Consider the following 26,423-nt stretch of genomic DNA (forward strand, 5'->3'; position numbering starts at 1 on the left):
AGGCCGCTCCCACATCTGTTTCGGGCCAATTATTCCTGTGCCAGGTGGGTTGCAGCCTTGGCGCATGGCTTGAGATGGATGAAAAGCAGCAGCGCAACCTTCGCTATCGAATGGAACAAACAAGGCGCCCAGAGGTGACCACACAGGCGTGACTGGCCCGAAACAGATGTGGGAGCGGCCTTGGGATTTGCAGGGGGGCACACATCGAGCGCCGCCCGCGCGGCGCTTCGCGGCACAAGGCCGCTCCCACATCTGTTTCGGGCCAATTATTCCTGTGCCAGGTGGGTTGCAGCCTTGGCGCATGGCTTGAGATGGATGAAAAGCAGCAGCGCAACCTTCGATATCGAATGGAACAAACAAGGCGCCCAGAGGTGACCACACAGGAGTGACTGGCCCGAAACTGATGTGGGAGCGGCCTTGGGATTTGCAGGGGGGCACACATCGAGCGCCGCCCGCGCGGCGCTTCGCGGCACAAGGCCGCTCCCACATCTGTTTCGGGCCAATTATTCCTGTGCCAGGTGGGTTGCAGCCTTGGCGCATGGCTTGAGATGGATGAAAAGCAGCAGCGCAACCTTCGATATCGAATGGAACAAACAAGGCGCCCAGAGGTGACCACACAGGAGTGACTGGCCCGAAACTGATGTGGGAGCGGCCTTGGGATTTGCAGGGGGGCACACATCGAGCGCCGCCCGCGCGGCGCTTCGCGGCACAAGGCCGCTCCCACATCTGTTTCGGGCCAATTATTCCTGTGCCAGGTGGGTTGCAGCCTTGGCGCATGGCTTGAGATGGATGAAAAGCAGCAGCGCAACCTTCGCTATCGAGTGGAGCAAACAAGGCGCCCAGAGGTGACCCCACAGGAGTGACTGGCCCGAAACAGATGTGGGAGCGGCCTTGTGCCGCGAAGCGCCGCGCGGGCGGCGCTGGATCTCACAGGCGCCAACTATCTCAAGACATGCGCCTATCAGCCCAACCCCAATCTGTTTCGGGCCAATTATTCCTGTGCCAGGTGGGTTGCAGCCTTGGCGCATGGCTTGAGATGGATGAAAAGCAGCAGCGCAACCTTCGCTATCGAGTGGAGCAAACAAGGCGCCCAGAGGTGACCCCACAGGAGTGACTGGCCCGAAACAGATGTGGGAGCGGCCTTGTGCCGCGAAGCGCCGCGCGGGCGGCGCTCGATCTCACAGGCGCCAACTATCTCAAGACATGCGCCTATCAGCCCAACCCCAAATTGTTTAACTGACTGGCATTAGGGTAAACCCACTCCCACATGGCCCTGCTAAATCAATGAGTTATGTGCAGTTCTATGAGAGCTGGCTTGCCGGCGATGGGCTGCACAGCAGCCCCGGTGGTTTACCAGGTCAACACCGCGCCCACCGCAAAGGTATCGGTGTCTTCGTTCTGGGCCGTGGTTTCATGCCCATCGATGGAAAACTGGTTGTACTCGGCAACCAGTTTGAGGTTGTCGTTCACGTCGTGGAACAGCGCCACGCCACGGGTCTCATAATCCGCCCCGCTGCCCACTGCACCGTTGCCATCGTCCTTGGTCTTGCCGTAGGACAGCGCCACGCGGTTCTTGCCGAACTTGTACGAGCCCTGCAACAGGTAGCCGTCACTGTCGACATCACGCAGCACCGGTTCACCGGCGTTGTTGGTGAAGAACGGGTTGATGCCCTTGGCCTGGAACCCCGAGCCGGTCAGCGACAGCCCACCCATCTTCGCCTGCACACCGTAGCCGACACCTTTCGAGGTGACCGACTCCACGGTCGAGTCGGTATTGTCAGAGGTTTGGTAACTACCGTTGACCCAGCTGTAGATCTGCGCCCCGCCCAGGTCGAACTGGTAGGTGATCTCGCTTTCGGTGCGCGGGTTTTCCTGGTAGGCCTTGCCGGTCGGGCTGCTGTCGTTGGTGTCCACCGGGTCCATGATGCCCACCGCCACCCGCAGGCCGTCCATTACCGGGGTGCGGTAGGTGATCTGCGAGGTGGGGAACGGGTATGGGTAGCCGCTGCCGATGTTGCCGAACGACACCCCGCCGCCGTCCACCAGGCCCAAGGTGTCGCTGACTTGGCCATAACCGGCCAGCAACTCGTCGAGCAAGATGTTGGAGCGGGCGAACAGCCCGAAGTCCTTGCCGATCAGCACCTCACCCCACTCGGGGTTAGCCACGGTGCCGTAGAACTGGCGCACGTCGATGGCGGTGTCGGTACCGTTGGTTTCGCTGTCGTTGATGGTCACCCAGAACGAGGCGCGCGCCCCCAGTTTCAGGTCATCCACCTGCTTGCCCATGTTGAAGCCCAGGTAGTTGGGCAAGAAGCCCATTTTCACCCGTGACTGGCGGCGGTCGAACTGCTCACCCTCGCGATCGACATCGCTGTTGACGTAAAAGGCGTTGATGTAGCCGTCGGTGGAAAACGTCGTTTGGTCCTTGTCGTACAGCATGATCTCGGCGTTGGCGACGCCGCTCAGGCAAAGCGTCGACAGGCTGACGGTGACAGCTGCCAGCAAACGGGAGGATAGATTCTTATTGTTGTACATGGCGCGCTCCGAAACGGGGACGGGATGTCGGAGGCGATTATCAGAAGCTGGCAAACAGCCAGAAACGCTGCCTTGGAGGGGGCTGGCAGGTGCTTTGGGCCGGCGCACGCGGCGTGATGATTTGGGCCCAGTACGGGTTGGGCCAGGTGGCAGGACTTAGGGTGTACGCGTGAATAGCCGGCAGGTATCAATACGGCTGAACGAACGGGGGCCGCCTTGCGGCCCCATTTACACGCGCTGGGCGTAGCTGCTGCGCTTCAGGAAGCAAGCACTTGCGACCGCTGCCGCACTGGCATTTCATAGCGGTGCGGTTGCTGCCAGGCCAGCCGGGCCTGCACATCGACCGCCGCGTCTTTCACTTTCTGCGCCCAGTTCCTATCCTTCGGGCACACCACCACCACGCGGAAGCCGTGGTCGACGCCTTCCAGCCGCACGCCCTCGGAATCATCCACATGCAAATCGATATCGAAGGCCGACGGCAGCTTGGATGGCGAGTGCTCCAACCCGTTCTGGGCCAGGATATGCTGGTGCCGGTCACTGTTGACCACACCGTCGACACGAATGCCGTACAGCATCAGCCAGCGGCGGATGTAGGCCGGGGTGCGCCCCGACGAGGTGTAGATCCAGATGCTGCAACCTTGGCGGCGCAAGTCGCGGATCAGCTCGCGCGTACCACTGCGCAGGGGTTCACCCAACCAGCGATGGACGAATGTCGGCAACCTGCTGTCTTCGGCCGCGGCGTGCTCAGGCTGACAGGCAAGGGTGTCGTCGATATCGAACGAAATGCGTACCTGGCCGCGTTTGAACTTGCGCTCGATAGCTTGCCGCCCGCGTTCCAACAATGAACACCGTTCCATCAGCGGCGCCTCTCACAAACAGGCACCACTGTGCTGCTGAGGAAGAACTGGCCGGGCGCAGGCGCCTTCGCTTCGAGGAACGCGGCGTACTTTTTCTTGATCTTGGGTAATTCGTACAATGCCTTGACACCGTGTTTAGCGGAGTTGCGAATGACCGAGGACGGGTTGAAGTAACCCTCGGCGTTGTCCAGTGACAACACGAATGGCGGTAGCCCCGCACGCATCAGCAAGTAGCTGACAATGAGCGACCCGGTGCGGTTGTTGCCTTCGATGAACAGCTGCGGCTTGCTGAGGATGCGTACGTAAACACCGGCTGCGCGCTTCCAGATCGAATCACTGCGGTAAGCGCAGTACCAGTTGTACAAATCCTTGATGCCACCTTCGACGTTGTTGAAAAAGTGCGCTTCGGTGGCAGCAAGGTGCGGGGCGAACTCCAGGCGGCGGGCCGGGTCGCTGCCGCACAGCACGGTGGCATTGATTTCCAGCATCAGGTTCAGCTGTTGCAGGTCGAACAGGTCGATACCGCGTGCGACATAGTCGTCAATCAAGGCATAGCCTTCAACCACGTTGAGCAGCACCTCGTCGGTGAACGGATCCCGCGGCTCGGTGAAATGCTGGCTGAGTTCGGCAAAACGGCCCTGCACCTCGCGCAGGGCGCGCTCTACTGCTGACAAATCAAGACGACACATCGCTCGCATGGGAAATCCTGATGGCGAATCAGCTGAACTTGCCGCTGATGTAGTCAGCTGTCAGTTGCTCACGCGGGTCCTGGAAAATCTGCGTGGTCGGGCCCATTTCCACCAGGTAGCCGGTGCGGGAGCCCTGGGTGATGTCGACCGAGAAGAACGCCGTGGTGTCCGCCACCCGAATCGCCTGCTGCATGTTGTGGGTGACCAGCGCGATGGTGTAGTCCTTTTTCAGCTCGACCATCAGTTCTTCCACCCGGCGGGTGGCGATAGGGTCGAGTGCCGAGCAAGGCTCGTCCAGCAACAGCACTTCCGGCTCGGTGGCGATGGCGCGGGCAATGCACAGACGCTGCTGCTGGCCGCCGGACAGCGACAGGCCGCTGACCTTGAGCTTGTCCTTGACTTCGTCCCACAGCGCCGCGCCCTGCAGCGCGTGCTTGACGCGGTCGCCAATGTCGCCCTTGTAGCGATTCAGGCGCAGGCCGAAGGCGACATTGTCGAAGATGCTCATCGAAAACGGGTTCGGCTGCTGGAACACCATGCCGATGTAGCGGCGCACGACCACAGGGTCGACGCCCTTGCCATACACATCTTGCCCAAGAAAGTGCACGTGGCCTTCAAAGCGGAAGCCCTTCACCAGGTCGTTCATGCGGTTGAGGCTACGCAGCACGGTACTCTTGCCGCAGCCAGACGGCCCGATGAAGCCGGTGATCTCGTTTTTCCTGATCGGCACATGGCTGTCGCGCACGGCCATGAAATTGCCGTAGAAGATCTTGTCCAGCTTGCAGTCCATGACGATGGGGGCTTCGCTGAGCACGGGAGCGGCTTTTGGCGCAGTGGAAACGTTCAAGTTCGGATGCTCCCTTTCTCAATACTTGGGCTTGCCGAATACTCGGCTCAAAATGTTGATTACCAGCACAATCATTACCAGTACCAGCGAGGCCGCCCAGGCGAGCTCGAGCTGGTTGTCGAATGGCATGCCGGAGAAGTTGTAAATCAGTACGGCAAGCGATGCCGTCGGGTTCATGACCGCCAGGTCGCCGTCATGCAGGATCCAGTAGTTGCTGAACAGCGCAGTGAACAGCAGCGGCGCGGTCTCGCCAGCGGCCCGTGCCACGGCCAGCATGACGCCGGTCAGAATGGCCGGCATACCGGTGGGCAGGACGATTTTGCAGATCACCTGCGCACGGGTGCAGCCCATGCCGTAGGCGGCATCTTTCATGATTTTGGGCACCATCTTCATCGACTCTTCTGCCGTCAGCACGACGATGGGCAGCATCAGTACCGCCAAGGCCACGCCGCCTGCCGGCGCGGAGTAGGTACCGGTGGTCATCACCACCAGGGCGTAGGCGAATACCCCGGCCAGGATCGACGGCAAGCCGGTGAGCATCTTGGCGGCGAAGCGCGCGGCGTTGGCCAGCTTGCTGTCCGGGCCGAGTTCGGCGAGGAACACCGCTGCCAGGATACCGACCGGCACGGCAATGGCCGCGGCAATACCGACCATGACGAAGGTACCGGCCATGGCGTTGCCAAAGCCCCCGCCCATCTCGAAGCCGGTAGGTGGCAGCTCGGTGAACACCTCAAGGTTAAGGCGTGCGCCGCCGCGGGTGATCAGCATGTACAACACGGAAATCAGCGGCACACTGGCCACCACTGCCGCACACCATGCCAGCGTGGTCAACACCAGGCTGCGCAGGGCACGGCCTTCCAGCTTGCGCTGCAGGCTGGGCAACGCGTTAACAGGGGTAGAGAGGTCTGTCATTATTTGTTACCCCGCTGGGCGTAGAGCATGATCATCGAGCCGAGCACGTTCACCAGCAGGGTGATGAACATCAGTACCAGTGCGGCGTACATCAACACCTCGACCTCGTTCGGGCCGGCCTCCGGGAAGTTCAGGGCCAGCAAGGCCGCCAGCGTGTTGGCCGGGGCGAACAAGGACAGGGAAATGGTGTTGGCATTGCCCACCAACATGGCCAGCGCCATGGTTTCACCCAGCGCACGGCCCAGGCCGAGCACCAGCGAACCGAAGATGCCAGTGGCGGCGGATGGCACCATCACCTTGAGGATGGCTTCCCAATGGGTGGCGCCCAGGCCGTAGGCCGCCTGCTTGGTTTTCATCGGCACGCTGGTCAGCGCATCCTGCGAAACGGCGGCGATGGTCGGCAGAATCATGATCGCCAGCACCAGCGCAGCAGGCAGCAGCCCAGGGCCGCTCAGGGAGGTACCGAAAAAGGGAATCCAGCCCAGCTCGCTGTTCAGCCAGGTGGTCAGCGGGCGAATGGCCGGGATGACCACATAGATCCCCCACAGGCCGTAGACCACGCTGGGGATGGCCGCGAGCAGCTCGACAATGGTGCGAAAGACGGCTGCCAGCTTGGCCGGCAGAAAATCCTGGGTGAGGAAAATGGCCATGCTGATACCGAAGAAACCGGCAATCAACAGGGCAATCAAGGCGCTGTAAAGCGTGCCCCAAATCGCTGGCAGAATACCGTACTTGCCTTGGTTAACGTCCCACACGCTGCCGAACAGCACATCGAAGCCGTGCTTCTCGATGCCGGGCAGCGCCTTGCGGCCCACTTCGTAGACCAGCGCGAAGACCAGCGCCAGCACCAGCACCACACCGATGCGTGCAAGCGCACGGAAGGTGCGATCAACCAGGAAGTCTTTGGCAGACGGTGGCTGGCAGGCGGAGTCGGGGTTATCCGGTATGGCAAAAGGTGTGTTCATTGGCGAGTTCCGGGACAAAGGGCAAACACGCCCGGCATGGCAACAAGGCCGCACCGGGGGCGCCTGAAGGTGTTACTGGATGTTGGCCGACGCTTTGCGTACCTGGTCGACAACCGACGCTGGCAGTGGGATGTAGCCCATCGAGTCGGCGATCTTCTGGCCTTCGGTCAGGCTGTACTCGACCATGTCGCGCATGGCCTTGGCCTTGGCTGGGTTACCGTTGTCCTTGCGGAAGATCATCCAGGTGTACGAGGTGATCGGGTAGGACTTGGCACCGTCCGGATCAGGCAGCCAGGCCACCAGGTTTTCTGGCATTTTCACCGCAGCCAGCGCTTCGGCACCGCTCTCGGCGTTCGGCACGACGTATTGGCCGGCCTTGTTTTGCAGCTGGGCGAAGTCGACCTTGGCCAGCTTGGCGAAGCCGTATTCGATGTAGCCGATCGCGCCTGGGGTTTGGCGCACGGTAGCGGTTACGCCATCGTTCTTCGGCGACTTGATGAACTTGTCGCTGGCCGGCCAGTTGACGGTGTTGCCCTCACCCAGCGCTTGCTGGAAGTCCGCGTTGATGGCCGACAGGTGCTTGGTGAACACCGCCGTGGTACCGCTGGAGTCGGCACGCACGACCACGGTGATTGGCGTGGCGGGCAGTTTCAGGTCCGGGTTGGCAGCGACGATCTGTGGGTCGTTCCACTGGGTGATCTTGCCAAGGAAGATGTTGGAGTACACATCGCGCGGCAGCTTCAGGCCCTTAGGGTTGCCTGGCAGGTTGTAAGCCAGGACGATTTCACCGGCGGTCATTGGCAGCAACTGCACGCCCTCGCTTACCTTGGCGATTTCTTCAGCTTTCATGGCCGAGTCGCTGGCGGCGAAGTCGACGGTTCTATTCAGAAAGTCCTGAACCCCTGCGCCGCTCCCCTTGGACTGGTAGTCAACGGTGACACCGTCGGTTTGCTTGCTGAAAGCCTTGAACCAGGTCAGGTAGATCGGTGCTGGGAAGCTGGCGCCGGAACCGGTCAGGCGCACGTTCTCTGCGGCAAAGGATGCCGAAGTGGCGCAAAGCGAAACGGCAACGGCGAGTGCAGCAGACTTCATCAGGCGTATCATCGAAAAGCGCTCCGTGTGATGGCCGGCACACTTTGCAGCAGCAATGTTACAGCTTTGTGACCGATGAATGGCAGGCCGCACCCTAGAGCCATCAGTGGGTGCCAGCATGGCTGCGGGACAGAAGCCGCTCGTCTATTGAGCGGCACTCTGGCGCTGCGAACAGTTTCAACCGTTCAAGCCAACCCTGCAGGAGTGAAGACCATGCCACGCGGCGACAAAGACAAGTACACCGAAAAGCAAAAGCGCAAGGCCGAACATATCGAGGAAAGCTACCAACACCAGGGCGTATCGAAGCAGGAAGCTGAGGCCCGCGCCTGGGCCACCGTCAACAAGCAATCGGGCGGTGGCGAGAAAAAAGAAGGTGCAGGTAGCAAGACCGCTGCGGGCGAGAAGAAGACCGCGCGTTCGGACTCAGCCAAACGCGCCGCAAAAACACGCCAGGGCCATGCGCGCGCTTCGGGCAGTTCGCTGCAGACGCAAAGCAAGGAGAGCCTGATGCAAGAGGCGCGTAGCAAGGACATCAAAGGGCGTTCCAGCATGACCAAGGCTCAGCTGGTGGAGGCGCTGCGTAAACACGGTTGATACCCACACGCGGTGCATCGCGTGCAGCGCTGGGCCCACATCGTTCGGCACCCGCGCACCTGGCGGCGCGGCTAACGGTGCATCAACGCATCAACCGTTGCCGGCAATATCCGTGTCATCGGCAGTGCGGCAACGGTTGCGGCAGCCACATTCAAATTCGGCTTCAGCCCGCGTCGGAAGATTCAGGCTCAGGCGAATCTTGTCTTGCGTATCGTAGAGGTCGAACCCCTCACTCAGGGTGGCGGGGAAGCCAAGACGGCGAGGATAAATTTCTTTCGTCAGCGGCACAGCAGGAACCACAACGAAGCGCGTCTGCATGATCATCCCTCTCCCGGCAGTTCCTTAGTATTAGTACCGTTACAGGAAAGCATCAAGTTGACTCATGCAAAATAGTGCCAAGCAACAAACTTGGCTGTAGGCCAGGCCTGCTGCAGCGTTCGCAACGTTATCGCGCAACTGCGAATCATCATCAACCGATCAGCTTACGGGGCGCGCATTAGGTGTTCGCGCCAGTCGCCTTTGACCGCGGTGCAGATCAATTCAGCAACGTTGCTGTGATGACTACGCAAAAACCCAACAAGCACAGCACCCCAACGCCATAGCACACCGTGCGCCAGGGCTGCACACCGGCCAGATAGGCGCAGGTATGCAGCACTCTGGTAAGGGTGAACACAATGCTCAACCACGCGCTGACGGCCGCCGGCGCATCGAGGGCAATGGCCAGCCCGCCGAGCGCGAAGAATGCTGGGATATTTTCCAAATCGTTGGCCCACACCCTACCGGCGCGGGCGACTTGCGGGCGCTCCGCTAGCTGCGCGGCGCGCTTGAAGACGGCGGCATCCTCCGGGTTGGTGAAGGCCACGAAGCGCAAACGGTGATAACCCTGATAGCAAGATACCCCGAACATCTTGAGGAACAGCACAACCACACACAACGCGTAGACGCACAACATATCGTTCATGCCGCAAGCTCCTGAGTAGGGTTTACCAGCACGGTAGTGATAGGGTTGCCTGCGCTCAATGACCTGTCAGGTCATGACGCCGAACTCAAGGAAGGTCACGGTCAACGCATGAGCCATCATCCATTTCATCGTAAAAGCCCCGCACCCAGCACATCGGCGGGCCAGCAACTGCGCCACCTGCGCCAGCAGGCCGGGCTCAGCCAGCTCGAGCTTTCGCTGTTGGCCGGGCTATCGCAGCGTCATCTGAGCTGCGTGGAAACCGGGCGCGCCAAGGCCAGCCCCGGCACGCTGCATGCCCTGCTTGCGGCCCTTGGCACGCCACTGGAGCACTGCAACGAAGTGTTCGTCGCGGCCGGGTACGCCCCCCGCTACGCAGCCTCGCCGCTCGATGCGCCCGAGCTGGCCTTGGTGCATGCCGCCCTTGAGCACATTTTGCAGGCGAACAACCCGGCGCCTGCGATCGTCATCGACAGCAACTGGGACGTCATCGCCGCCAATGCCAGTACCGGCTTGCTGCTGACGATGGTGGGCGTTGCGACACAGGCGGCGTCAGGCCTCAATTTACTGGAAACCCTGCTTAGCCCTGGCGGCCTGGGCGATCATCTGGCCAATGCAGCAGAGATCCGCGCGGTTGCCTGGCACCGCGCGGCCAGGGAGGCGGCCGGCAACCCGGCGCTGGCAAGGCGTTTGCGCGACCTGCCGGCCCCAGGCAACCCCACGCAGGCTGCGGGTGCCGCGCCGGTGTTGCTGACCCGTGTGAACACTGCGGGTGGCGAGTTGCGGTTCCTGTCCACGTTCACCACCTTCGGCATGCCACTGGACATCACCGTGGAATCGCTGCGCATCGAGCACTTGATCCCCGCCGACGCACTGACGCGAGAAATCATGCAGGCGGCGTTCCAGCAGTGGTCGGCGAATCATGCTCAGCAGTAACCCCGGCCAGCCGCCGCTTCGCGGGCAAGCGTGGTTACAGCGAGAACGACAGCTCTTGGCCAAAGTACCTCGCTGTGATGCGGTGCCCCGATTCGTTCAGGTCAAACGGCTGGCACATGGCGCCGGTGGTCACAATATCGCCGGCCTTCAGCGCCTGGCCGCGCTCTGCGGCGTGTGCATAAAGGTGGGCCAGCGACACCAGCGGGTCGGTCGCCGCGTCGCCAGACAAGCCTCGTGCGCGGAATTCACCGTCCACGTACACCTCGCAGGTCGCGGCCAGGTCAGCCAGTAACGGCACACTGATGCCCGCGCCAAGGCTGTTGCCGACCACCAGCGCTTCAAAGCCCACGTTGTCTGCCACGAAGCTTGGCCAGCCGACGCTTTTGCGGTCGATGAAACGTGAGCGCACCACTTCGAAACTGACACAGGTGGCGCGAATATCTTCGCTGACCGGTACACGGCCGGCTTGCGGCGGGATATCGCGGTCCAGTACGAAGGCGACCTCGCATTCGATGGTCACCGGCGTAACGGCCGGCAGCTGGATATGCACCCCACCCGGATGACAGCGCGCCGCTTCCAACTGGCCAATCAACGGCCGCGACAACTGCGCTGCACGCATGCCTGCGGGGCTGCCAACACCCAACTTCCAGCCGGCACGCTGGCCTGCGGCGGCGGCAAACAACTGGTCCTGGCTGTCATAGCCTTGCTTCAGCGTTTCTGGCTTGAGGCTGGCGGGTAGTTCCGTCAGCAGCTCACCGCTGCGCCAGTGCTGCAATAAAAAGGCTGCGGTACGTTGATGAGTAAACAGCGAAGTGTGCATCCAGACCTCGAGATCAGGGGGCGATGGTGGACCCCAGATCCTAGGGCCTGGCATTGATAAGGATAAATATATTGTCATGATGCCTGCCATCACAAACCGTTATGAAATTACGCATCGGGCACCTCCGCGCCACCATTGACCCAAATCAAGCCGCCAGGCTGGGTTCGCGAGACGATGGCTGCCCGCAAGGAACGAATCGACAATCGCCAGGCGCACCGTGCTCAGGCCATCGCCCTCGACCACGCTGCGCGGCTTGATAAGGAGCCCCACATGAGCCCGCTGAACCACGTACTGGTAGCCACCGACCTGTCCAGCTCTGCGCGCAACGCGGCAGAGCGCGCGGCACACTTGAGCAAGGCGCAACAGGCGTCACTGGACCTGCTATACGTAGCCAACCCAGCACCCTTCGAGCGCCTGAAGCAGCTGGTGGCACCTGACGACGACCTGCTGAAGCGCGTACTGGCTACCGCTGGCGAAAAGCTTCGCGCCCAGGCGGCAATGCTGTTCCATCGCTACGATATCGCCCCTGGCGTGCACGTGGCCAACGGCTCGGTGGCCCCGGAAATTACCCGCGTGGTACAGGACAAACGCAGCAACCTGCTGGTGTGTGGGGCCAAGGGCCAAAGCGTGGCACGGCGCCTGCTGCTGGGCTCCACCGTGCAGAAAATGCTGAACCGCATGCCCTGCCCTTTGCTGGTGGTCAAGCAGGCACCTCGTGATGCTTACCGCACGGTGCTGGTGCCGGTTGATTTTTCGTCTGCGTCGCTGCGCGCCATCGCCCTGGCGAAAACCATTGCCCCGCAGGCCGAGATCATTCTGCTGCATGTGTACGAAGCGCCCTTCGAAAGCAGCATGCGCTTCGCCCACATCGACCACGACACCCTCACCCATTACCGCAATGTCATCCGCAAGGATGCGCTGCAACAGCTCGCCGCCTTGAGTGAAACAGCCGCAGTGAGCGATGCGCGGCAAATCGTCGTGCACGGTGACCCTAGCTGGCGGATTGCCGAGCAGGAGCAAGCGTTGGAATGCGACCTGATCGTGGTTGGCAAGCAAGGGGAAAGTGCGCTTGAAGAGCTGCTGATTGGCAGCGTCACCAAGCATGTGCTGAACGAATCCCAGTGTGATGTGCTGGTGACGCCTTAGGTTTCAGGTGATGCGGGGGACGCTTATGTGTCCTCCAGCGACGCCCACGCGCTACACCCAGAAGGGCCGCCAAGCGGCCCAGGCGTTACCTGCATAGCAGCAGGCGCTCTGCGCAGGGCGTTCAATCGATGGCGCTGATGATTACTATCGAGCGGCCTGCTTGTTGGCCTGGCAGACAGGCCCCCTATAATCCCCCCCGAATCTCCCCCGCTCTTACGCCTGCTACAGGCGGCATCCCCCTTGGAATCCACTACCATGCCAAGTGCCAGCCAGGCCCGTCGCGGCCTTCCCGAACATAATCAACAGAGCGTCAGCCAGCAGTGGCTGGCGATTCTCTCAGTCGCCGTCGGTGCCTTCGCCCTGGTGACCAGCGAGTTCCTGCCGGTGGGCGTACTCAACGATGTCGCCAGCGACCTCGGTATCAGTGCAGGCCAGGCCGGCTTGATGGTGACCCTGCCCGGCATCATGGCCGCCCTCGCCGCCCCATTGCTGTCGGTGGGTATTGGCGCCTTGGACCGTCGCTACCTGCTGATTACCCTGACCCTGATCATGATCATCGCCAACTCGGTGGTGGCCTACGCCAGCGACTTCAGCCTGCTGTTGTTCGGCCGAGTGCTGCTGGGCATCAGTATCGGTGGTTTCTGGGCCACGGCCATCGCCCTCAGCAGCCGCCTGGCGCCCAAGGGCGTGGGCGTGGCCCAGGCCACCTCGATCATCATGGTCGGTGTCACCTTGGCCACCGTGCTGGGCGTGCCGGTCGGCACTTGGCTAAGTGGCCTGATGGGCTGGCGCATGACCTTCCTGGTTACCGCGCTACTGGGCGTACCGGTGCTACTGGCGCAGGTGCTGCTGCTGCCGCGGCTCACCCCGGACAAGGCAATCCGCATCAGCGACCTGCCGGCCTTGTTCATCAACCCACAAGCCCGGGTTGGCCTGATTGCCGTCTTGCTGATCGGCCTGGCGCACTTTGCCGCCTACACCTATGTCGCGCCGTTCTTCAAACAAAGCTCCGGTTTCGATGGGCCGACCATTGGCTCACTGTTGCTGCTGTATGGCGTAGCCGGGGTAGTCGGCAATATTTTTGCCGGCTTCGCCGCCAACCGAAGCGTACGCCACACCCTGTTGTTGGTTGCGCTAATGATCGGCACCAGCACCGCGCTGTTCCCCCACTTCGCCACCGGCATGACCGGCGCCGCGATGCTGATCGGGCTGTGGGGCTTTGCCTTCGGCGCCTTCCCGGCCTGCGCCAGCATCTGGATGTTTGTCGTCGCACCCAAAGATGTCGAACGCGGCATGCCGCTATTCGTCGCCATGTTCCAGGTGATCATTGCCTTGGGTTCGTTCTTCGGTGGGCGGATCGTCGACCAGCTGGGCAGCTCGGTACTGTTGAGCTTGGCCACGGCCTTGGTGGGTTGCGGTTTCGCCACGGTGCTGCTGCTGGGGCGCAACGTCAGCAACAGCCTGGCAGCCCAACCTGGCTGACGGATGTGGCTTGGCCCTGGGTATCAAATCCCGCCGCCATAGCGGTACTGCCAGACAATGCCAGCGACATCGTAGTCGCTACCGGTACGGGTATGAGCACCCTCGCTCGCAAACAGCTTGATTGAGTGCCTGCGATTCAACGGCAGCGTGAGGGTGCCGCCATAGCGGGTGTTTTCCTGAAAGTCGTGGTTCCCCAACCCATCGACAGAGGTGCTCCCGCCGGCGAAATAGGTACCGTCCAGCGAGGCCCATACGCCGTTGTCAAAGGCATAGATAAAGTGCACCTGCGTCTGGTACATCGGGCGTTGGGACAAGGTGCGGTCGCCTAGGTAGCGGTCATTGTCGGTGTAAAAGGTGGCCCCACCCGATAACTCCAGGGTCACGGGCCCCAAGCGTTTGGAAATGCCAATTTCCGGTTTGAACGACCAGCGGTTGTTGCCCAGATTCACCAACCTGCTGGAGTCGTATTGGCCTAGCGGCGCGGTAATCGCCAGGCTGGTGCCGATAATCACATCCTGGTGATAGCTGGGAAACTCCGCCAGGGACAGCGCCGGGGCGCCATACAGGTTGACCGAAAAACGCACCCGTGGGTCGATCAAGCCGCTGACCTCACGCTCCCTGGGTTCACCGGCGAACAGCGCCGAGCCGGTCAACCTGGCCTCGGGCACGACGATATCGAACTTTCCGGAACGGCCCCAAACGTCTACGGACCGGGCAAAGGCGAACACCACGGTCTTGATGTCGAGCTTGGCATCCTCAAGCGGCACTGAGGGGTTGGCCGTTACGCTACCGCGCAGGTCGCTATAGCCCATGAGCAGGAAATTGATACCGACCGGCGTATTGGCGTAAGACCTGGGCTCAAGATCTTCCGCGAAAGTGCTGTGGGCTAGGACGATGAGCGATGCGCAGGTACAGCGAAACAGCCTGGCAACGCACCGCTTGTGTTTCATCCACATTCGCTCGCTTCCTGTCAGGCCCGAGATCTCTGTATTGTTGTAGTTGACGTGCAGCCATCTGGCCTACAAATAGCCTGGGCTGTGGCCAATCCGCCGCAGCCCCCGGGGAGGGCCATGCTGCACCTCGGCATTTAGTGCCACGCAGTCTCAAGCACTGGCGTTTAGTCTCGCTTATCCGAAAAGCCGCACTTACATGCACCTACTCGACGCTAGCCGCAGTCGTACCTACACACAGAACTTCCTGTGTCTGACTTGAGGTAACCGATCATGGCTAACAATCAAGACAAGGGCGGCAACCAAGGCAATGCCAACACTGGCATGGGCAGCAACACCACCGGTACTGGCCAACAAGGCGGCCAGGGCGCGGGGGGAGGCATGCCCAATCAGCAGCAACAGGGCGGTAGCCAGGCTGGGCAAAAGCCTGAAGACAAGATGAACAAGGACTGGGATCGCTCCCGCGATACCGGCAGCAAAGGCGGCCAGTCTGGGCAGAACGTGACTGACAAGCAGAACCAGACCGATAAAGACCGCATGGGCGGCCAACAATCGCAAAGCGATAACCCACAGCGGGACCAGGACCGCTAAACCCTGCTGAAGCCGCACCGGGGTGGCATAACCGCCCCGGTGCTTCACACCACAGGCGGCCCGCGGTAGCAGGTTTACCGTGAGGTCTCCACTTTCAACACTTCGGTGTGAATCGCATCAACCGTCTGCCCTACCTGCAGTTGGGGGATCAACGCCCGCCCCTTGGGGTCATTCACCGTGATGACCTGCTCGTTGCCGTCTGGCTTGAGCACCGTCACCCGGTGGTTGGGCGGGTCAATGTGGGTAATTTTGGAAGTGACCTTGACGGTGCTGTACAACTCTCCGCCCGGTAGGCCGGCGGGGTCGGCGCGGTTGACCCAGGCATCATTGCTGACACTTGGCGCCCCCTCGACGCGGGTGTCGAGTACGTAATCGATCGAGCGGGTGATACGCATATCTACCTTATCGCCCACTTGCAGGTTTCGCGCAGCCTTGGCCTGGTCGGTAAGCTGGAGTGCGACCGGGCGCTTGTCGAGGCCTTCGATGGTGACTTGGTGCTTGGCGCTATCGACAGCCAATACCCGGGTTTCAAAGCGCTCGCTCACGGCGTCGCTGGCCAACGGCAATTCGCCAGCAAGGGCGGCCAAGCTGGCACTCACCAGCGACACCAAGGCAACAATACGTACAGGGCAATGCGTAAGTTTCATAGGCCAACTTCTCCGGTGATTAATCGCAGGCAGCACAACAATCGTGGGCCTGGGTATCAAAATTGCCAAATGGGCCCGTAAGTCCCGAAGCAGGCCTTTTCTAGCGCATCGCTGCGTACGCCGTGCTGGGTGACTGCGCCCCACTCATTAACCTCGAAAATAAGCTGCGGCTGTTGCGCCTTGTCATTTCGCACATGGACGCTGTCGTAAACCTTCAGCCCGGTGCCTGAACTGGCAACGCGTGTCTCGACCCAGGCGTTCGGCTCATTGGCGTTTTCCAGCCGCGCCAGCAACGCGTTGTGCAACGGCAAGTAGCGGCCGTCCATGGCGCGGCAGTCGATATTGATAGCCTTGACCGCGCGCTCGGCCTGGGCCGAGCTGAAATGCAGCCGCGCAGCGTAATCGCGCTGCAACCGTTGCACATACGTCAGGCCATCGCCGCCAGCCGTCTTGGTCAGCGACGTGGTTTCGGGCTTGCGTTGCAGGTCCTGTTGGCAAAGCTCGCTGCGCTTGTAAAAACGATGGGAAACATGCTCGCCGGAGGGTTTGTGCACGGCAGAAAGCACAAGCACATTGCCTTCCTCGAATAACATCGACGTGTGCGCCTGGTAGTCGCTGGAAGGGGTCCAGATAGAGGCCGGCAAACCAGCAGCCGACTGCACGCATTGCGGCCCGGTGGCGGTGGCGCGAAGCTCGTAGAGCGGGGTTTGGCGAAAGGACTGCGGCGTTTCAGCGAACGCTGAGCCGGCCAGCGATGTAAGTAATGAAAAACAGGTACCAAGGATAGGGAAAGTCCGGTTCACGATACTCTCATGCGCAATGAAGTCGTCGAAAGCAGCATAGGATGCCTTTACCTGCCCTGTCGGTTTTTCTTCGCTCTATTCGGCCAGGGCGCCGGCTGATTTTTTACGCACTTTTTACGGCTGGGCACACAACCTGAAGGAATACTGGGCGCGCAATGCTCAGGGATGGCATGCACCACTACCCGTCTGCCCAGAGAAGCCCTTCGTGAGCCAGTCCGCCGTCACCGCAAATCAATCCCTTCCCCGTAAATCCAGGCCCATCGGCATGTTGGTGGCCGCTGTCGGCGTGGTGTATGGCGACATCGGTACCAGCCCGCTATACACCCTCAAAGAGGTATTCGCCGGGCACTATGGCGTGCAGGCCAACACGGCCGGGGTGCTCGGTGTGTTGTCGCTGGTGTTGTGGTCGTTGCTGTGGGTGGTGTCGCTCAAGTACGTACTGTTCATTCTGCGCGCTGACAACCAGGGCGAAGGCGGCATCATGGCCCTGACGGCTTTGGCGCATCGGGCGGCAGCGCCCTACCCGCGGCTGGGCAGAGTGCTGGTGCTGCTCGGCTTGTTCGGCGCCGCGCTGTTCTACGGTGACAGCATGATCACCCCGGCGATTTCCGTGTTGTCGGCCGTTGAAGGCTTGCAACTGGCTTTCGACGGGATCGCGCATTGGGTGGTGCCGCTATCGGTGGTGGTGCTGGTGGCGCTGTTTCTGATCCAGAAGCACGGCACCGCGCGCATCGGCATTCTGTTCGGGCCAATCATGGTGCTGTGGTTCATTGTGCTGGGGGCGCTGGGCCTGCATGGCATCGTCCAGCGCCCGGAAGTGCTGCAGGCGCTCAACCCGGCTTGGGCAGTGAAGTTTTTTCTGCTGCACCCCGGCATGGGCGTGGCGATTCTGGGTGCGGTGGTGCTGGCGTTGACCGGCGCCGAAGCGCTCTACGCCGACATGGGGCACTTTGGCCGAAAACCGATTGCGCGGGCTTGGTTCCTGCTGGTGCTGCCCGGCCTGGTGCTGAATTACTTCGGTCAGGGCGCGTTGATCCTCGATAACCCGCAGGCGGTGCGCAACCCCTTTTATTTGCTGGTGCCTGAATGGGCGCTGTTGCCGATGATCGGGTTAGCCACCCTGGCCACCATCATCGCGTCCCAGGCGGTGATTTCCGGCGCGTTCTCCTTGACACGTCAGGCTATCCAACTGGGTTATGTGCCGCGCATGTTCATTCAGCACACCTCCAGCGAGGAACAGGGGCAGATCTACATTGGCATGGTTAACTGGGCCCTGATGGTTGGCGTGGTGCTGCTGGTGGTTGGCTTTGAGTCGTCCGGCGCACTTGCGGCAGCCTATGGCGTGGCCGTGACCGGGACCATGCTGATTACCACGATGCTGGCCTCGGCGGTGGTGCTGCTGCTTTGGAAGGCGCCGCGCTGGCTGGCGCTGCCGATGCTGCTGGCGTTGCTACTGGTTGACAGCCTATATTTTGCCGCCAATGCGCCGAAGATCGTGCAGGGCGGGGCGTTTCCGGTGATTGCCGGGGTGGCGCTGTTCGCCTTGATGACGACCTGGAAGCGCGGGCGCAGGCTCATCGTCGAGCGGCTGGACGAGAGTTCGCTGCCGCTGCAGCTGTTCATCACCAGCCTCCAAGCCCAGCCGCCGCACCGCGTGAACGGCACCGCCGTGTTCCTCTCCGCCAGGCCCGAGGCGGTGCCACACGCCTTGCTGCACAACCTGCTGCACAACCAGGTACTGCATGAACACATCGTGCTGCTGACCGTGGTGTTCGAAGATGAGCCACGGGTCAGCGCGGGCAAACGCTGCGAAGTCGAGGCCTTTGGTGACGGCTTTTTCCGTGTGAGCCTGCATTTCGGCTTTATGGAGGAACCCGACGTGCCGCTGGCGTTAAGCCGCTGCCAGCGAACGGACCTGCAGTTCGGCCCCATGCGCACTACCTATTTTCTTAGCCGGGAGACAGTCATCGCCGGCAAGCAAATGGGCATGGCCCGCTGGCGCGAGCACCTGTTCGCCTTTTTGCTGAAGAATGCCAACAGCAACCTCAAGTACTTTCAGCTACCGCTGAACAGGGTCATCGAGCTGGGCACTCAGGTCGAGATTTGAGCGGTCATGCTGGGGGCCGGGGTCAGATGCTGCCCATGCCAAGAACGAAGCACGAACGATGAACTGAAGTGGGAGCGGGCCTATTACAGGCTCACACCCTGAACCGCCCCACCAACGCCGTCATCTCTCCTACCAACCCGGACAGTGCCTTGCTCGCTTCGCTGGTCTGCTGCGCCCCCGCTGCCGAGGATGTCGAAAGCTCGCGGATGTTCAGCAGGTTGCGGTCCACTTCCCGCGCCACCTGGGCCTGTTCTTCGGCGGCACTGGCAATTACCAGGTTGCGCTCGTTGATCTCGCCGATCGCGCTGTAGATACCCTCCAGCACCTGCCCCGAGGCCAGGGTGACGTCCAGGGTCGACTGGGCGCGGCTGGTGCTCGCTTGCATCGAGGCTACCGCCGCTTCGGTGCCCGCCTGCACACGCCCGATCATCTGCTCGATTTCCTGGGTCGATTGTTGCGTGCGGTAGGCCAGTGTCCGCACTTCATCCGCCACCACCGCAAAACCGCGCCCCGCTTCGCCCGCGCGAGCGGCCTCGATGGCGGCATTGAGCGCCAGCAGGTTGGTTTGCTCGGACACCGAGCGGATCACCTCCAGCACTTTACCGATATCCCGCACCTGCCCGACCAGTTGCTCCAGGTGCGCGCTGCTGGTCTGGATCTCGCGGGTCATGGCCTGGGTGCCATCGATGTTATCGCTGACTTGCCGACGGCTTTGCGCGGCCAGCTGGTTGGATTCGCTGGTGGTCTGCGAAGTGGTGATGGCGTTGCGCGCAACCTCCTCTACGGCCGTGGTCATTTCGGTGACGGCAGTGGCGGCCTGCTCCAGCTCTTGGCCCTGCTGGCGCAAGTTGTTGGCGCTTTCCTCGGTGACTGCGTTCAGCGCCGTGGCGGCTGCGTCCAATTGCCTGGCACAGCTGTTGATTTGCCCAAGGGTGTCGCGCTGGCTCTGCTGCATGCGCTCCAGTTCATGGAACAGCTGGCCGATCTCGTTAGTGGCCTGCCCGTTCACCGGCATACTCAAATCGCCGCCGGCAATGCGCTGGAAATGCCGACCTGCTTCGCGCAACGGGAGCAGCACGCGCTGGGCAATGAAGGCCCAGCACAGCACTGCCAGCAACACTGTCACGCCCAGCAGCGCCAGGCTCAGCAGCTGGGCTCGGGCCAGGCGCCGGTCGGATTCCAGCATGATCTGCTGGCCGCGCTCACTCAATGCCCCGACCAACTGCTGGCGCAAGGCCTGCAACCGGCCCATGGCATTGCCGGCGTCGGTGTTGACCTTGAAGTATTGTTCGAGCGAGCGTTGACGGGTGGCCTCACGCTGCCCGGCAACCGCCTTGGCGTACTCGCCGAAGGTGGCCTGCAATTCGGCGGCCAGCGCGTGGAGTGCAGGCTCACGGGTGTTTTCGACAAACGCGTTCACCAGTTGCTGGCTCTTGTCGTTCAGCTCAACCGACAGCGCCATGCGTTTGTTCGCACTTTCCTCATGGCCGCCCAACTGCTCGATGAAGCCAGAGGACACATTGGCACTGGCGCGAATCGCCATCAGCAACGCATTGTTCAACCGGTCCGACTGGTGTGCGGTCTGGTCCAGTTCGGTGATCTGCTGGTCACTGCCCACCGCTGCCCGCCAGGCACTGACGGTCGAAAACAGCAGGGTCAGGCTGAACAGCGACAGCACCCAGAACATTCCGCTACGGATCTTCAGGTTGGCAAGCATGCAGGCAGTACTCCTTGTTGGCACCACTTCTGGTCGATGATTCGACGGTGGGTGTGCTGCTATCGGAGGTACAGGCGCAGGCTTGAGGCGGCGGGGTGTGGTTATGTGCGGTAACCGAACAGATGTTGCCAACCACAGGCTGCGGAAAAGCCCCCCCCTATCCAAGCGGGAACTTCAACGCTGCGCTTGGGTCGATAGCATCCCCTCGCCCTCCGGCCAGGGGCTTGCCCAAGCCCTGTCGAGTCTACTGCCAATGCCCAGTGCACCCGTTCTGCCAGCTTTGCTCTTGTTGTTCAGCGCAGTCACGGCACAGGTCGCACTGGCCGGCGAGCGCTATGCGCCGGCACGCAGCAACAGTGCCTCGACCGTACTGATCGAAACGGCCTCGCAGCAGTATGCCGACGGGCAGTTGGACCAGGCAGCGGCCACCCTGGAGCGCGCGCTGCACATTCAGCCGAACAACCCGGCGACGCTGCACTACCTGGGCGTTTTGCGCCTTCAGCAAGGGCAGTATGAACAGGCACAAACCCTGGCGCTGCGCTCCAACCTGCGGGTTGGCGCCAACCATGCTTTGCGCAACCGCAACCTGCAGCTGATTGAGGCCGCGCGCAATGCCCAGCGCTCAGGCCTGCTGCCGACCGCTGCGCACTAATGGCGGTCAGACACTGCGCGTCAGGCCGCCATCGACCTTGATGTTTTGCCCGGTGATATAGGCCGCTCCTGCACTGGCCAGAAACGCAATGGTCGCGGCAATTTCTTCGCTGCTGCCATAGCGCTTGAGCGGTACGCTGTCGCGGCGCTGCTCGGTAGCCGGCAGGCTATCGATCCAGCCGGGCAATACGTTGTTGATGCGTACGTTGTCCGCCGCGTAGGTGTCGGCGAATATCTTGCTGAACGCGGCCAGGCCGGCACGGAACACCGCCGAGGTGGGGAACATTTCGTTGGGTTCGAATGCCCAGGCGGTGGAGATGTTGATGATTACCCCGCCCTTCTGCCGCTGCATGATCGGCGTCACCAGGCGTGCCGGGCGGATGACATTGAGCAGGTAGGTGTCCATGCCCTTGTGCCAGTCTTCGTCGCTGATCTCCAGGATCGGTGCGCGCGGGCCATGGCCGGCGCTGTTGACCAGCACATCGACGCGTCCCCACTTTTCGACCACGGCATCCACCAGCCGCTGCAGGTCCTCGACCGACTGATTGCTACCGGTAATGCCGATACCGCCCAGCGCCTCGGCCAACGCTTCGCCCTTGCCCGAGGACGACAAGATACCGACCTTGAAGCCGTCTGCAGCCAGGCGGCGTGCCGCTGCTGCGCCCATGCCGCTGCCACCGGCGGTGATGATGGCTACTTTTTCCACAGACATATTGCCTCCTTCGGCGATGAAACCAGGTGTTTGCACGTGCATTCACACTAGCAGCCACACCGGCGCGGAGGGAGGCAGCAGGGCGATGCCTAGCCAGTAGATTTTCTTTCGCCAGCCTGAATCTTCAGCCACGCCCTGACGACCTGCAGGGCCACAGGCGGCTGCCCCTTGCGCGGCCACACCAGGTAGAACGCCTTGTCCAACCGCAGTTGCTGGGGGAACACCTGCACCAGCCGGCCCGCGGCGATGTCGTCGTTGACGAAAGCCAGACTGGCGAGGGTGATGCCTTGGCCGCCAATGGCGGCTTCAATGGCCAGCGAGGTCTGGTTGAAGCGCACGGTCTTCGCACCAGGTGCCGGATGGCCTGGGAACACTTCGGCGCAGAACTGCGGCCAGAAGTTGTGCGCATCGTGCAACGCCACGTAGCGTTGCAAGTCGGCAAAACCCTCGGGCCAGCCCACTTGTGCCAACAACGCCGGGCTGGCCACCGCCACCACCGGTTGCTCCATCAGCAACTCTGCATTAAGCCCGGCGCCAAACGGCGGCTGCCCATAACGCACGGCCAGGTCGACCCCATCGGTATGAAAATGCGAAAGCCGGTCGGTGGCCAACACCCGCAGGTCTATCTCGGGGTTACGCTCGGCAAAATGGCCCAGTTTGGGAATCAGCCATTTTGAAGCAAAGGTTGGCGTTACGCTGACGGTGAGGTGGGATGGCGCCGGGCGCAACAGCCGTGTGGCCTCATCGATCATCGCCAGGGCGCTGCGCACACTGGTGCTGTACGCGTGGCCGGCATCGGTCAGGCCAAGGCCGCGCGGCAAGCGCTCGAACAGGCGTACCTCCAGCCCGGCCTCCAGCCCGCGAATCTGCTGGGCGACGGCCGCCTGGGTGACACCAAGCTCCTCGGCCGCCAGGCGAAAGTTCAAGTGGCGCGCCACCACTTCGAACATGCGCAGCGCATTGAGTGAGGGTAAGCCGGGGAAACCTGCAGGCATGGCGATGATTTTTCTATTGGCTGACCAGCAGCATTACGCCGAGGCTAACCTCATCGCCCCGGGAAGTCGATGGTTTGCCCCTGAGGCAGCGGGCAAGCCAGCCACGCAGGCGCCGCGGGGCCTGGCATCGGCAGGGCCGGTGTTAAAGGACTGCCGTTGCAATCGCCCTCGCCGCCTGAGCCAGGCGCAGGGTGGCCAGGCGGATTTCATCCGTATCCAGCGAGGCAAAACCAAGGCGCAAGGCATTTTCCGCATGGCCAAACGGGGAAAACTGCCGACCACTGCGCACCACCAAGTCCAACTCCAACGCTTTGCCCACCAACTGGTCGACATCGATCGCGTCGTCAAACTTCACCCACAGCGCCAACCCGCCTTCAGGTTCGCGCACGGTTACCTGGTCACCAAAGGCATCCTGCAAACACGCCAACAGGGTCTCCCGACGCTGACGATACGTTCGAGCAACCCGTCGCAAGTGCTTCTTCAACTCGCCATCGCTGATCAAGTCCGCCAGCATCCGCTGCATCACCGCATCGCCCTGCCCCAAGGTCAAGGTCGCCCTGCGCTCGAGCACCGCAGCCACCTGGGCTGGCGCCACGATGAAGCTGCAGCGGAAGGTACTGCCCAAAGACTTGGACAGTGAGCCGATGTAAATCACATGCCGCTGCTGACGGTCACTGGCCAACGGCAAATAAGGCCGCCCGGCATAGTGGTATTCGTGGTCGTAGTCTTCCTCGACCACGCAAACGTCGTGCTGCCGCGCCAGCTCCAACAACTGCTGCCGCCGCCCAGCAGGCAGGCTGACCGTGGTCGGGAACTGGTGATGGGGTGTGATGTACAACATTCGCACCTTGTGCTGCCGGCACAATGCATCGATTTGATCAACCCGGCAGCCCTCGTCATCCAGGCCCACGGTGACCAACTGGGCGCCCAACTGGCGAAAGATTTCCCACGCTGGCGGATAGCTCAGGCGCTCGACCAGCACCACATCACCAGGTTTGAGCAGCACACTGGCCACCAGGTACAGCGACATCTGCACGCCCTGGGTCAGGCAGATATGCTCGGCGCCAACGTTCAGGCTGCGGTTGTGCCGCAACATGTCGGCCAAGGCGCTGCGTAGGTAGCGGCTGCTGCACTCGCTGCCATGGCGCACGCTGTTGGTAGCGAAACTGTTGCGCAAGGCATTGCGGTAATAGCGGTGCAACACCGCCTGCGGCAACAGGCGGTGGTCGCAGGCGCCATTGTCGAAGAACAACGCACCCGGCCGGCCCTGCTGCGCGGCAGCTTGTTGGTTGGCCGTAAAGTAGGCCACGGCGGGCTCCTCTTGCAGCGCCAGAGCAAAGGGCCGCGCGGCACCAGGCTCGGGCAGGCTGCCAGCGGCCAGTTGCCGACTGACGAAGGTGCCCCGGCGCTGCACGCTTTCCAGCCAGCCTTTGGTCTCGGCTTCTTCGTAGGCAAGGATCACCGTCTTGCGATTGACGTTCAGCAGCTGCGCCATTTCCCGCGTGCCGGGTAACGCCGTGCCTGGGCGCAGGCGGCCTTCGCTGATCGCGGCCACCAGGCCCTCAACAATCTGCCGGTACGTAGCCTGCGGCTGCGCACCGTCGAGCTTGAGCAGCGGTTGCCATTTGCGAAGCTGGACCATGTGAATTAACCAAAACTGGAGGTTCTACGGGTCCTGGACTATAGCAACAATCCAACCTCCATTTGCCCAGAGGTGTACATGCAAAGCCGCCACGTCATTGAATTGTCGCCCTCGGGCAAAACCTTCGAAGCCAGCCAGGAGTTGCTGCTCGATGCCATGCTCGCCAGCGGCCTGCCGGTGCCTTTCTCTTGCCGTCGTGGCGCCTGCGGGTCATGCAAGGTCAAGGTGGTATCGGGGCAGTATCAGGACAAGCAGCGGGCGGCGGACGTGCCCGCCCCCTGCTACCCCCTGGCCGCTGATGAAATGCTGCTGTGCCAAAGCCATGCCTGCAGCGACATGCGCCTGGAGATCCCCGGCTGGTCGCTGGAAACCCCAGCACTGGAGACCTACGCCCAGGTTCTGGGCAAGCGGGAACTGAGCGCTGATATCATCGAGTTGGTGCTGCGGCCGGCACAGCCGCTGGAAGTACGGGCTGGCCAATACGTACGCTTTCGCCTCGACAACGGCGACAGCCGCTGTTTCTCCATCGCCAACCTGCCCGCCCAGGCCCAAGGGCAGCTGGTGTTTCACATCCGCAAGGTCACTGGCGGCCTGTTTACCGAACGCCTGCTGCCAACCCTGCAAGCCGGTGACAGCTTGAAACTTGAAGGGCCGGTGGGTGCCTGCACCTGGCAGCACGATGACCACCGGCCCCTGGTGCTGTTCGCCACCGGTACAGGTTATGCCGGCATCAAGCCATTGCTGCTGACCGCCTTGGCAAGTGATGCCGAGGTCACGTTGTACTGGGGCGGCAAAACCACCGCCGACTTCTATGACCGTGCGTTTCTCGACCAGGCCAGCCGCACGCACTCACGCTTTCGCTGGCACCCGGTGCTGGCGGGCCAGGCGCGGGTGCAGCAGGTGGCGCTGGCCCAGGCCCATCGCTGGGCCGACACCCAGGTGTATGCCTGCGGCAACCCGGCGATGATCAGCCAGGCTCGCGAGCAGTGCCTGGCGGCAGGCCTGCAGCCCCATCGTTTTGTCGCCGAGGCTTTCGTTGCCAGCGGTGCATTAGTACCCGAGGCTTCTGCGGCCAACACCCTGCACCCAGTGCTGGAGAAAGTCGGCCCGCGCTACTCGCTGGACGGCATGCTCGCGGCCCGCGAGCAGTCGGTACGGTCGGTGGCGGCGATCGCCAGCCAGCTCCATGTCGGCATGACCACCGCCCAGGCACTGGAGATGGCCGCGCAAACCTTGCAAGCGATGGGTGCATCACACACCTGGCACCCCACCTATATCCGCTTTGGCGACGATACTGTGCGCACGCCCCGCCAAGGCATCGATCTGCAGCGTGTATTACGCCCCTCAGACATCGTCGTGGTCGACGTCGGCCCAGTGTGGGATGGCTATGAAGGCGACTATGGCGACACCTTCGTGTTTGGCGAGCGCGACCTGCACCACGCCTGCGTCAAGGCCTTGCATGAGGTGTTCGACGAAACCCGCCAGGCCTGGGGCCGCGGCCTGACCGGGCGTGAGCTGTATGACTTCGCCGAGCGCAGCGCCCAAGCAAAAGGCTGGCAGTTGGAGCGCAACCTGGCCGGGCACCGCATTGCCGACTTCCCGCATGTGTTGTATGGGCAGGACAAACTGGCCGAGGTGGAAATCGTCCCGAGCGAGGTGGTATGGGTACTGGAGATCCAGTTGTGCCACCCCAGCGAACCCGTTGGGGCGTTTTTTGAAGACATCCTGATCGGTGAAGCCAGGCCGGTTGCGGCAACGGCAGCGTAATCGGCACA

General features: G+C 62.0%; 25 protein-coding genes. 8 read left to right on the plus strand and 17 right to left on the minus strand.

Annotation, left to right across the window (positions count from 1 at the left end; all coding sequences use genetic code 11):
• Positions 1-1,350: 1,350 nt before the first annotated feature.
• The 7 genes from DV532_RS14655 to pstS all read right to left on the minus strand — a co-directional run bounded on the left by DV532_RS14655 (position 1,351) and on the right by pstS (position 7,909).
• The gene (locus DV532_RS14655) at positions 1,351-2,535 is read right to left on the minus strand and encodes a porin (RefSeq protein ID WP_056801275.1); all 1,185 of its coding nucleotides are present in this window, start codon (positions 2,533-2,535) and stop codon (positions 1,351-1,353) included.
• Positions 2,536-2,792: 257 nt separating this feature from the next.
• Positions 2,793-3,392, minus strand: coding sequence for a hypothetical protein (locus tag DV532_RS14660; protein ID WP_056801273.1), 600 nt, complete (start codon positions 3,390-3,392; stop codon positions 2,793-2,795).
• The gene (locus tag DV532_RS14665; protein ID WP_056801271.1) at positions 3,392-4,090 is read right to left on the minus strand and encodes a hypothetical protein; all 699 of its coding nucleotides are present in this window, start codon (positions 4,088-4,090) and stop codon (positions 3,392-3,394) included. Before DV532_RS14665 ends, DV532_RS14660 begins: the two co-directional genes overlap by 1 nt.
• 19 nt (positions 4,091-4,109) lie before the next feature.
• Entirely contained in the window at positions 4,110-4,871 is a 762-nt protein-coding gene (gene pstB / locus DV532_RS14670; RefSeq protein ID WP_056801547.1) for a phosphate ABC transporter ATP-binding protein PstB, read from the minus strand.
• Positions 4,872-4,946: 75 nt separating this feature from the next.
• Positions 4,947-5,840 (minus strand): phosphate ABC transporter permease PstA, encoded by an 894-nt coding sequence (gene pstA, locus DV532_RS14675; protein ID WP_056801269.1) that lies wholly within the window; start codon positions 5,838-5,840, stop codon positions 4,947-4,949.
• Complete coding sequence (gene pstC / locus DV532_RS14680) at positions 5,840-6,805, minus strand: phosphate ABC transporter permease subunit PstC (protein ID WP_056801267.1); 966 nt, start codon at positions 6,803-6,805, stop codon at positions 5,840-5,842. The genes pstA and pstC overlap by 1 nt, the downstream gene beginning before the upstream one ends.
• A gap of 72 nt (positions 6,806-6,877) precedes the next feature.
• Positions 6,878-7,909 (minus strand): phosphate ABC transporter substrate-binding protein PstS, encoded by a 1,032-nt coding sequence (gene pstS / locus DV532_RS14685; RefSeq protein ID WP_056801265.1) that lies wholly within the window; start codon positions 7,907-7,909, stop codon positions 6,878-6,880.
• A gap of 201 nt (positions 7,910-8,110) precedes the next feature.
• Between pstS and DV532_RS14690 the strand changes: the two genes are divergently transcribed.
• Positions 8,111-8,491: a hypothetical protein gene (locus DV532_RS14690; protein WP_056801263.1), complete on the plus strand. Its 381-nt coding sequence runs from the start codon at positions 8,111-8,113 to the stop codon at positions 8,489-8,491.
• Between the two features lie 90 nt (positions 8,492-8,581).
• Here the strand turns inward: DV532_RS14690 and DV532_RS14695 are convergent, their stop codons facing one another.
• Entirely contained in the window at positions 8,582-8,815 is a 234-nt protein-coding gene (locus DV532_RS14695; RefSeq protein ID WP_056801261.1) for a hypothetical protein, read from the minus strand.
• A gap of 211 nt (positions 8,816-9,026) precedes the next feature.
• On the minus strand, positions 9,027-9,452 hold the full coding sequence (locus DV532_RS14700) for an MAPEG family protein (protein ID WP_056801259.1): 426 nt from the start codon (positions 9,450-9,452) through the stop codon (positions 9,027-9,029).
• Positions 9,453-9,560: 108 nt separating this feature from the next.
• On the opposite strand from DV532_RS14700, the gene DV532_RS14705 reads away from it, so the two are divergent.
• Positions 9,561-10,385 carry a helix-turn-helix domain-containing protein gene (locus tag DV532_RS14705; RefSeq protein WP_056801256.1) on the plus strand — a complete coding sequence of 275 codons (825 nt, stop codon included), beginning with the start codon at positions 9,561-9,563 and terminating at the stop codon, positions 10,383-10,385.
• Positions 10,386-10,419: 34 nt separating this feature from the next.
• Here the strand turns inward: DV532_RS14705 and DV532_RS14710 are convergent, their stop codons facing one another.
• Entirely contained in the window at positions 10,420-11,205 is a 786-nt protein-coding gene (locus DV532_RS14710) for a 2-keto-4-pentenoate hydratase (RefSeq protein ID WP_056801254.1), read from the minus strand.
• A 270-nt stretch (positions 11,206-11,475) separates the two neighbouring features.
• Between DV532_RS14710 and DV532_RS14715 the strand changes: the two genes are divergently transcribed.
• Positions 11,476-12,351 carry a universal stress protein gene (locus DV532_RS14715; protein ID WP_056801545.1) on the plus strand — a complete coding sequence of 292 codons (876 nt, stop codon included), beginning with the start codon at positions 11,476-11,478 and terminating at the stop codon, positions 12,349-12,351.
• 255 nt (positions 12,352-12,606) lie between these two features.
• The gene (locus tag DV532_RS14720; protein ID WP_056801252.1) at positions 12,607-13,833 is read left to right on the plus strand and encodes an MFS transporter; all 1,227 of its coding nucleotides are present in this window, start codon (positions 12,607-12,609) and stop codon (positions 13,831-13,833) included.
• A 23-nt stretch (positions 13,834-13,856) separates the two neighbouring features.
• On the opposite strand, the gene DV532_RS14725 is transcribed toward DV532_RS14720, so the two are convergent.
• Complete coding sequence (locus tag DV532_RS14725; RefSeq protein WP_256658900.1) at positions 13,857-14,645, minus strand: transporter; 789 nt, start codon at positions 14,643-14,645, stop codon at positions 13,857-13,859.
• A 411-nt stretch (positions 14,646-15,056) separates the two neighbouring features.
• Here DV532_RS14725 and DV532_RS14730 point away from each other — a divergent pair, with 411 nt between their 5' ends.
• Positions 15,057-15,374 carry a hypothetical protein gene (locus DV532_RS14730; RefSeq protein WP_056801247.1) on the plus strand — a complete coding sequence of 106 codons (318 nt, stop codon included), beginning with the start codon at positions 15,057-15,059 and terminating at the stop codon, positions 15,372-15,374.
• Positions 15,375-15,448: 74 nt separating this feature from the next.
• Here DV532_RS14730 and DV532_RS14735 read toward each other — a convergent pair whose 3' ends face one another.
• Both DV532_RS14735 and DV532_RS14740 read right to left on the minus strand, forming a co-directional pair.
• Positions 15,449-16,021: a hypothetical protein gene (locus DV532_RS14735; protein ID WP_056801245.1), complete on the minus strand. Its 573-nt coding sequence runs from the start codon at positions 16,019-16,021 to the stop codon at positions 15,449-15,451.
• A 56-nt stretch (positions 16,022-16,077) separates the two neighbouring features.
• Positions 16,078-16,824, minus strand: coding sequence for a hypothetical protein (locus DV532_RS14740; protein WP_156675991.1), 747 nt, complete (start codon positions 16,822-16,824; stop codon positions 16,078-16,080).
• Positions 16,825-17,089: 265 nt separating this feature from the next.
• Here DV532_RS14740 and DV532_RS14745 point away from each other — a divergent pair, with 265 nt between their 5' ends.
• Entirely contained in the window at positions 17,090-18,931 is a 1,842-nt protein-coding gene (locus DV532_RS14745) for a potassium transporter Kup (protein WP_056801241.1), read from the plus strand.
• 91 nt (positions 18,932-19,022) lie between these two features.
• Here DV532_RS14745 and DV532_RS14750 read toward each other — a convergent pair whose 3' ends face one another.
• Entirely contained in the window at positions 19,023-20,648 is a 1,626-nt protein-coding gene (locus DV532_RS14750) for a methyl-accepting chemotaxis protein (RefSeq protein ID WP_056801240.1), read from the minus strand.
• A gap of 253 nt (positions 20,649-20,901) precedes the next feature.
• Between DV532_RS14750 and DV532_RS14755 the strand changes: the two genes are divergently transcribed.
• Positions 20,902-21,300: a tetratricopeptide repeat protein gene (locus DV532_RS14755; protein ID WP_056801238.1), complete on the plus strand. Its 399-nt coding sequence runs from the start codon at positions 20,902-20,904 to the stop codon at positions 21,298-21,300.
• Between the two features lie 6 nt (positions 21,301-21,306).
• On the opposite strand, the gene DV532_RS14760 is transcribed toward DV532_RS14755, so the two are convergent.
• The 3 genes from DV532_RS14760 to DV532_RS14770 all read right to left on the minus strand — a co-directional run bounded on the left by DV532_RS14760 (position 21,307) and on the right by DV532_RS14770 (position 24,648).
• On the minus strand, positions 21,307-22,011 hold the full coding sequence (locus tag DV532_RS14760) for an SDR family oxidoreductase (protein ID WP_056801236.1): 705 nt from the start codon (positions 22,009-22,011) through the stop codon (positions 21,307-21,309).
• A gap of 89 nt (positions 22,012-22,100) precedes the next feature.
• Complete coding sequence (locus DV532_RS14765) at positions 22,101-23,006, minus strand: LysR substrate-binding domain-containing protein (RefSeq protein WP_056801233.1); 906 nt, start codon at positions 23,004-23,006, stop codon at positions 22,101-22,103.
• 142 nt (positions 23,007-23,148) lie between these two features.
• Positions 23,149-24,648: a PLP-dependent aminotransferase family protein gene (locus tag DV532_RS14770; RefSeq protein ID WP_056801232.1), complete on the minus strand. Its 1,500-nt coding sequence runs from the start codon at positions 24,646-24,648 to the stop codon at positions 23,149-23,151.
• Between the two features lie 78 nt (positions 24,649-24,726).
• Here DV532_RS14770 and DV532_RS14775 point away from each other — a divergent pair, with 78 nt between their 5' ends.
• Positions 24,727-26,415, plus strand: coding sequence for an NAD(P)H dependent flavin oxidoreductase family protein (locus tag DV532_RS14775; protein WP_120715351.1), 1,689 nt, complete (start codon positions 24,727-24,729; stop codon positions 26,413-26,415).
• Positions 26,416-26,423 lie beyond the last annotated feature (8 nt).

Source organism: Pseudomonas sp. Leaf58 (genome assembly GCF_003627215.1).
GTDB lineage: Bacteria > Pseudomonadota > Gammaproteobacteria > Pseudomonadales > Pseudomonadaceae > Aquipseudomonas.

What these genes read in the sequence shown, in the direction of transcription:
- DV532_RS14655 (WP_056801275.1), bottom strand. Translation starts at nt 2,535, where the DNA reads ATGTACAACAATAAGAATCTATCCTCCCGTTTGCTGGCAGCTGTCACC.
- DV532_RS14660 (WP_056801273.1), bottom strand. Translation starts at nt 3,392, where the DNA reads ATGGAACGGTGTTCATTGTTGGAACGCGGGCGGCAAGCTATCGAGCGC.
- DV532_RS14665 (WP_056801271.1), bottom strand. Translation starts at nt 4,090, where the DNA reads ATGCGAGCGATGTGTCGTCTTGATTTGTCAGCAGTAGAGCGCGCCCTG.
- pstB (WP_056801547.1), bottom strand. Translation starts at nt 4,871, where the DNA reads ATGGACTGCAAGCTGGACAAGATCTTCTACGGCAATTTCATGGCCGTG.
- pstA (WP_056801269.1), bottom strand. Translation starts at nt 5,840, where the DNA reads ATGACAGACCTCTCTACCCCTGTTAACGCGTTGCCCAGCCTGCAGCGC.
- pstC (WP_056801267.1), bottom strand. Translation starts at nt 6,805, where the DNA reads ATGAACACACCTTTTGCCATACCGGATAACCCCGACTCCGCCTGCCAG.
- pstS (WP_056801265.1), bottom strand. Translation starts at nt 7,909, where the DNA reads ATGATACGCCTGATGAAGTCTGCTGCACTCGCCGTTGCCGTTTCGCTT.
- DV532_RS14690 (WP_056801263.1), top strand. Translation starts at nt 8,111, where the DNA reads ATGCCACGCGGCGACAAAGACAAGTACACCGAAAAGCAAAAGCGCAAG.
- DV532_RS14695 (WP_056801261.1), bottom strand. Translation starts at nt 8,815, where the DNA reads ATGATCATGCAGACGCGCTTCGTTGTGGTTCCTGCTGTGCCGCTGACG.
- DV532_RS14700 (WP_056801259.1), bottom strand. Translation starts at nt 9,452, where the DNA reads ATGAACGATATGTTGTGCGTCTACGCGTTGTGTGTGGTTGTGCTGTTC.
- DV532_RS14705 (WP_056801256.1), top strand. Translation starts at nt 9,561, where the DNA reads ATGAGCCATCATCCATTTCATCGTAAAAGCCCCGCACCCAGCACATCG.
- DV532_RS14710 (WP_056801254.1), bottom strand. Translation starts at nt 11,205, where the DNA reads ATGCACACTTCGCTGTTTACTCATCAACGTACCGCAGCCTTTTTATTG.
- DV532_RS14715 (WP_056801545.1), top strand. Translation starts at nt 11,476, where the DNA reads ATGAGCCCGCTGAACCACGTACTGGTAGCCACCGACCTGTCCAGCTCT.
- DV532_RS14720 (WP_056801252.1), top strand. Translation starts at nt 12,607, where the DNA reads ATGCCAAGTGCCAGCCAGGCCCGTCGCGGCCTTCCCGAACATAATCAA.
- DV532_RS14725 (WP_256658900.1), bottom strand. Translation starts at nt 14,645, where the DNA reads ATGGGCTATAGCGACCTGCGCGGTAGCGTAACGGCCAACCCCTCAGTG.
- DV532_RS14730 (WP_056801247.1), top strand. Translation starts at nt 15,057, where the DNA reads ATGGCTAACAATCAAGACAAGGGCGGCAACCAAGGCAATGCCAACACT.
- DV532_RS14735 (WP_056801245.1), bottom strand. Translation starts at nt 16,021, where the DNA reads ATGAAACTTACGCATTGCCCTGTACGTATTGTTGCCTTGGTGTCGCTG.
- DV532_RS14745 (WP_056801241.1), top strand. Translation starts at nt 17,090, where the DNA reads ATGTTGGTGGCCGCTGTCGGCGTGGTGTATGGCGACATCGGTACCAGC.
- DV532_RS14750 (WP_056801240.1), bottom strand. Translation starts at nt 20,648, where the DNA reads ATGCTTGCCAACCTGAAGATCCGTAGCGGAATGTTCTGGGTGCTGTCG.
- DV532_RS14755 (WP_056801238.1), top strand. Translation starts at nt 20,902, where the DNA reads ATGCCCAGTGCACCCGTTCTGCCAGCTTTGCTCTTGTTGTTCAGCGCA.
- DV532_RS14760 (WP_056801236.1), bottom strand. Translation starts at nt 22,011, where the DNA reads ATGTCTGTGGAAAAAGTAGCCATCATCACCGCCGGTGGCAGCGGCATG.
- DV532_RS14765 (WP_056801233.1), bottom strand. Translation starts at nt 23,006, where the DNA reads ATGCCTGCAGGTTTCCCCGGCTTACCCTCACTCAATGCGCTGCGCATG.
- DV532_RS14770 (WP_056801232.1), bottom strand. Translation starts at nt 24,648, where the DNA reads ATGGTCCAGCTTCGCAAATGGCAACCGCTGCTCAAGCTCGACGGTGCG.
- DV532_RS14775 (WP_120715351.1), top strand. Translation starts at nt 24,727, where the DNA reads ATGCAAAGCCGCCACGTCATTGAATTGTCGCCCTCGGGCAAAACCTTC.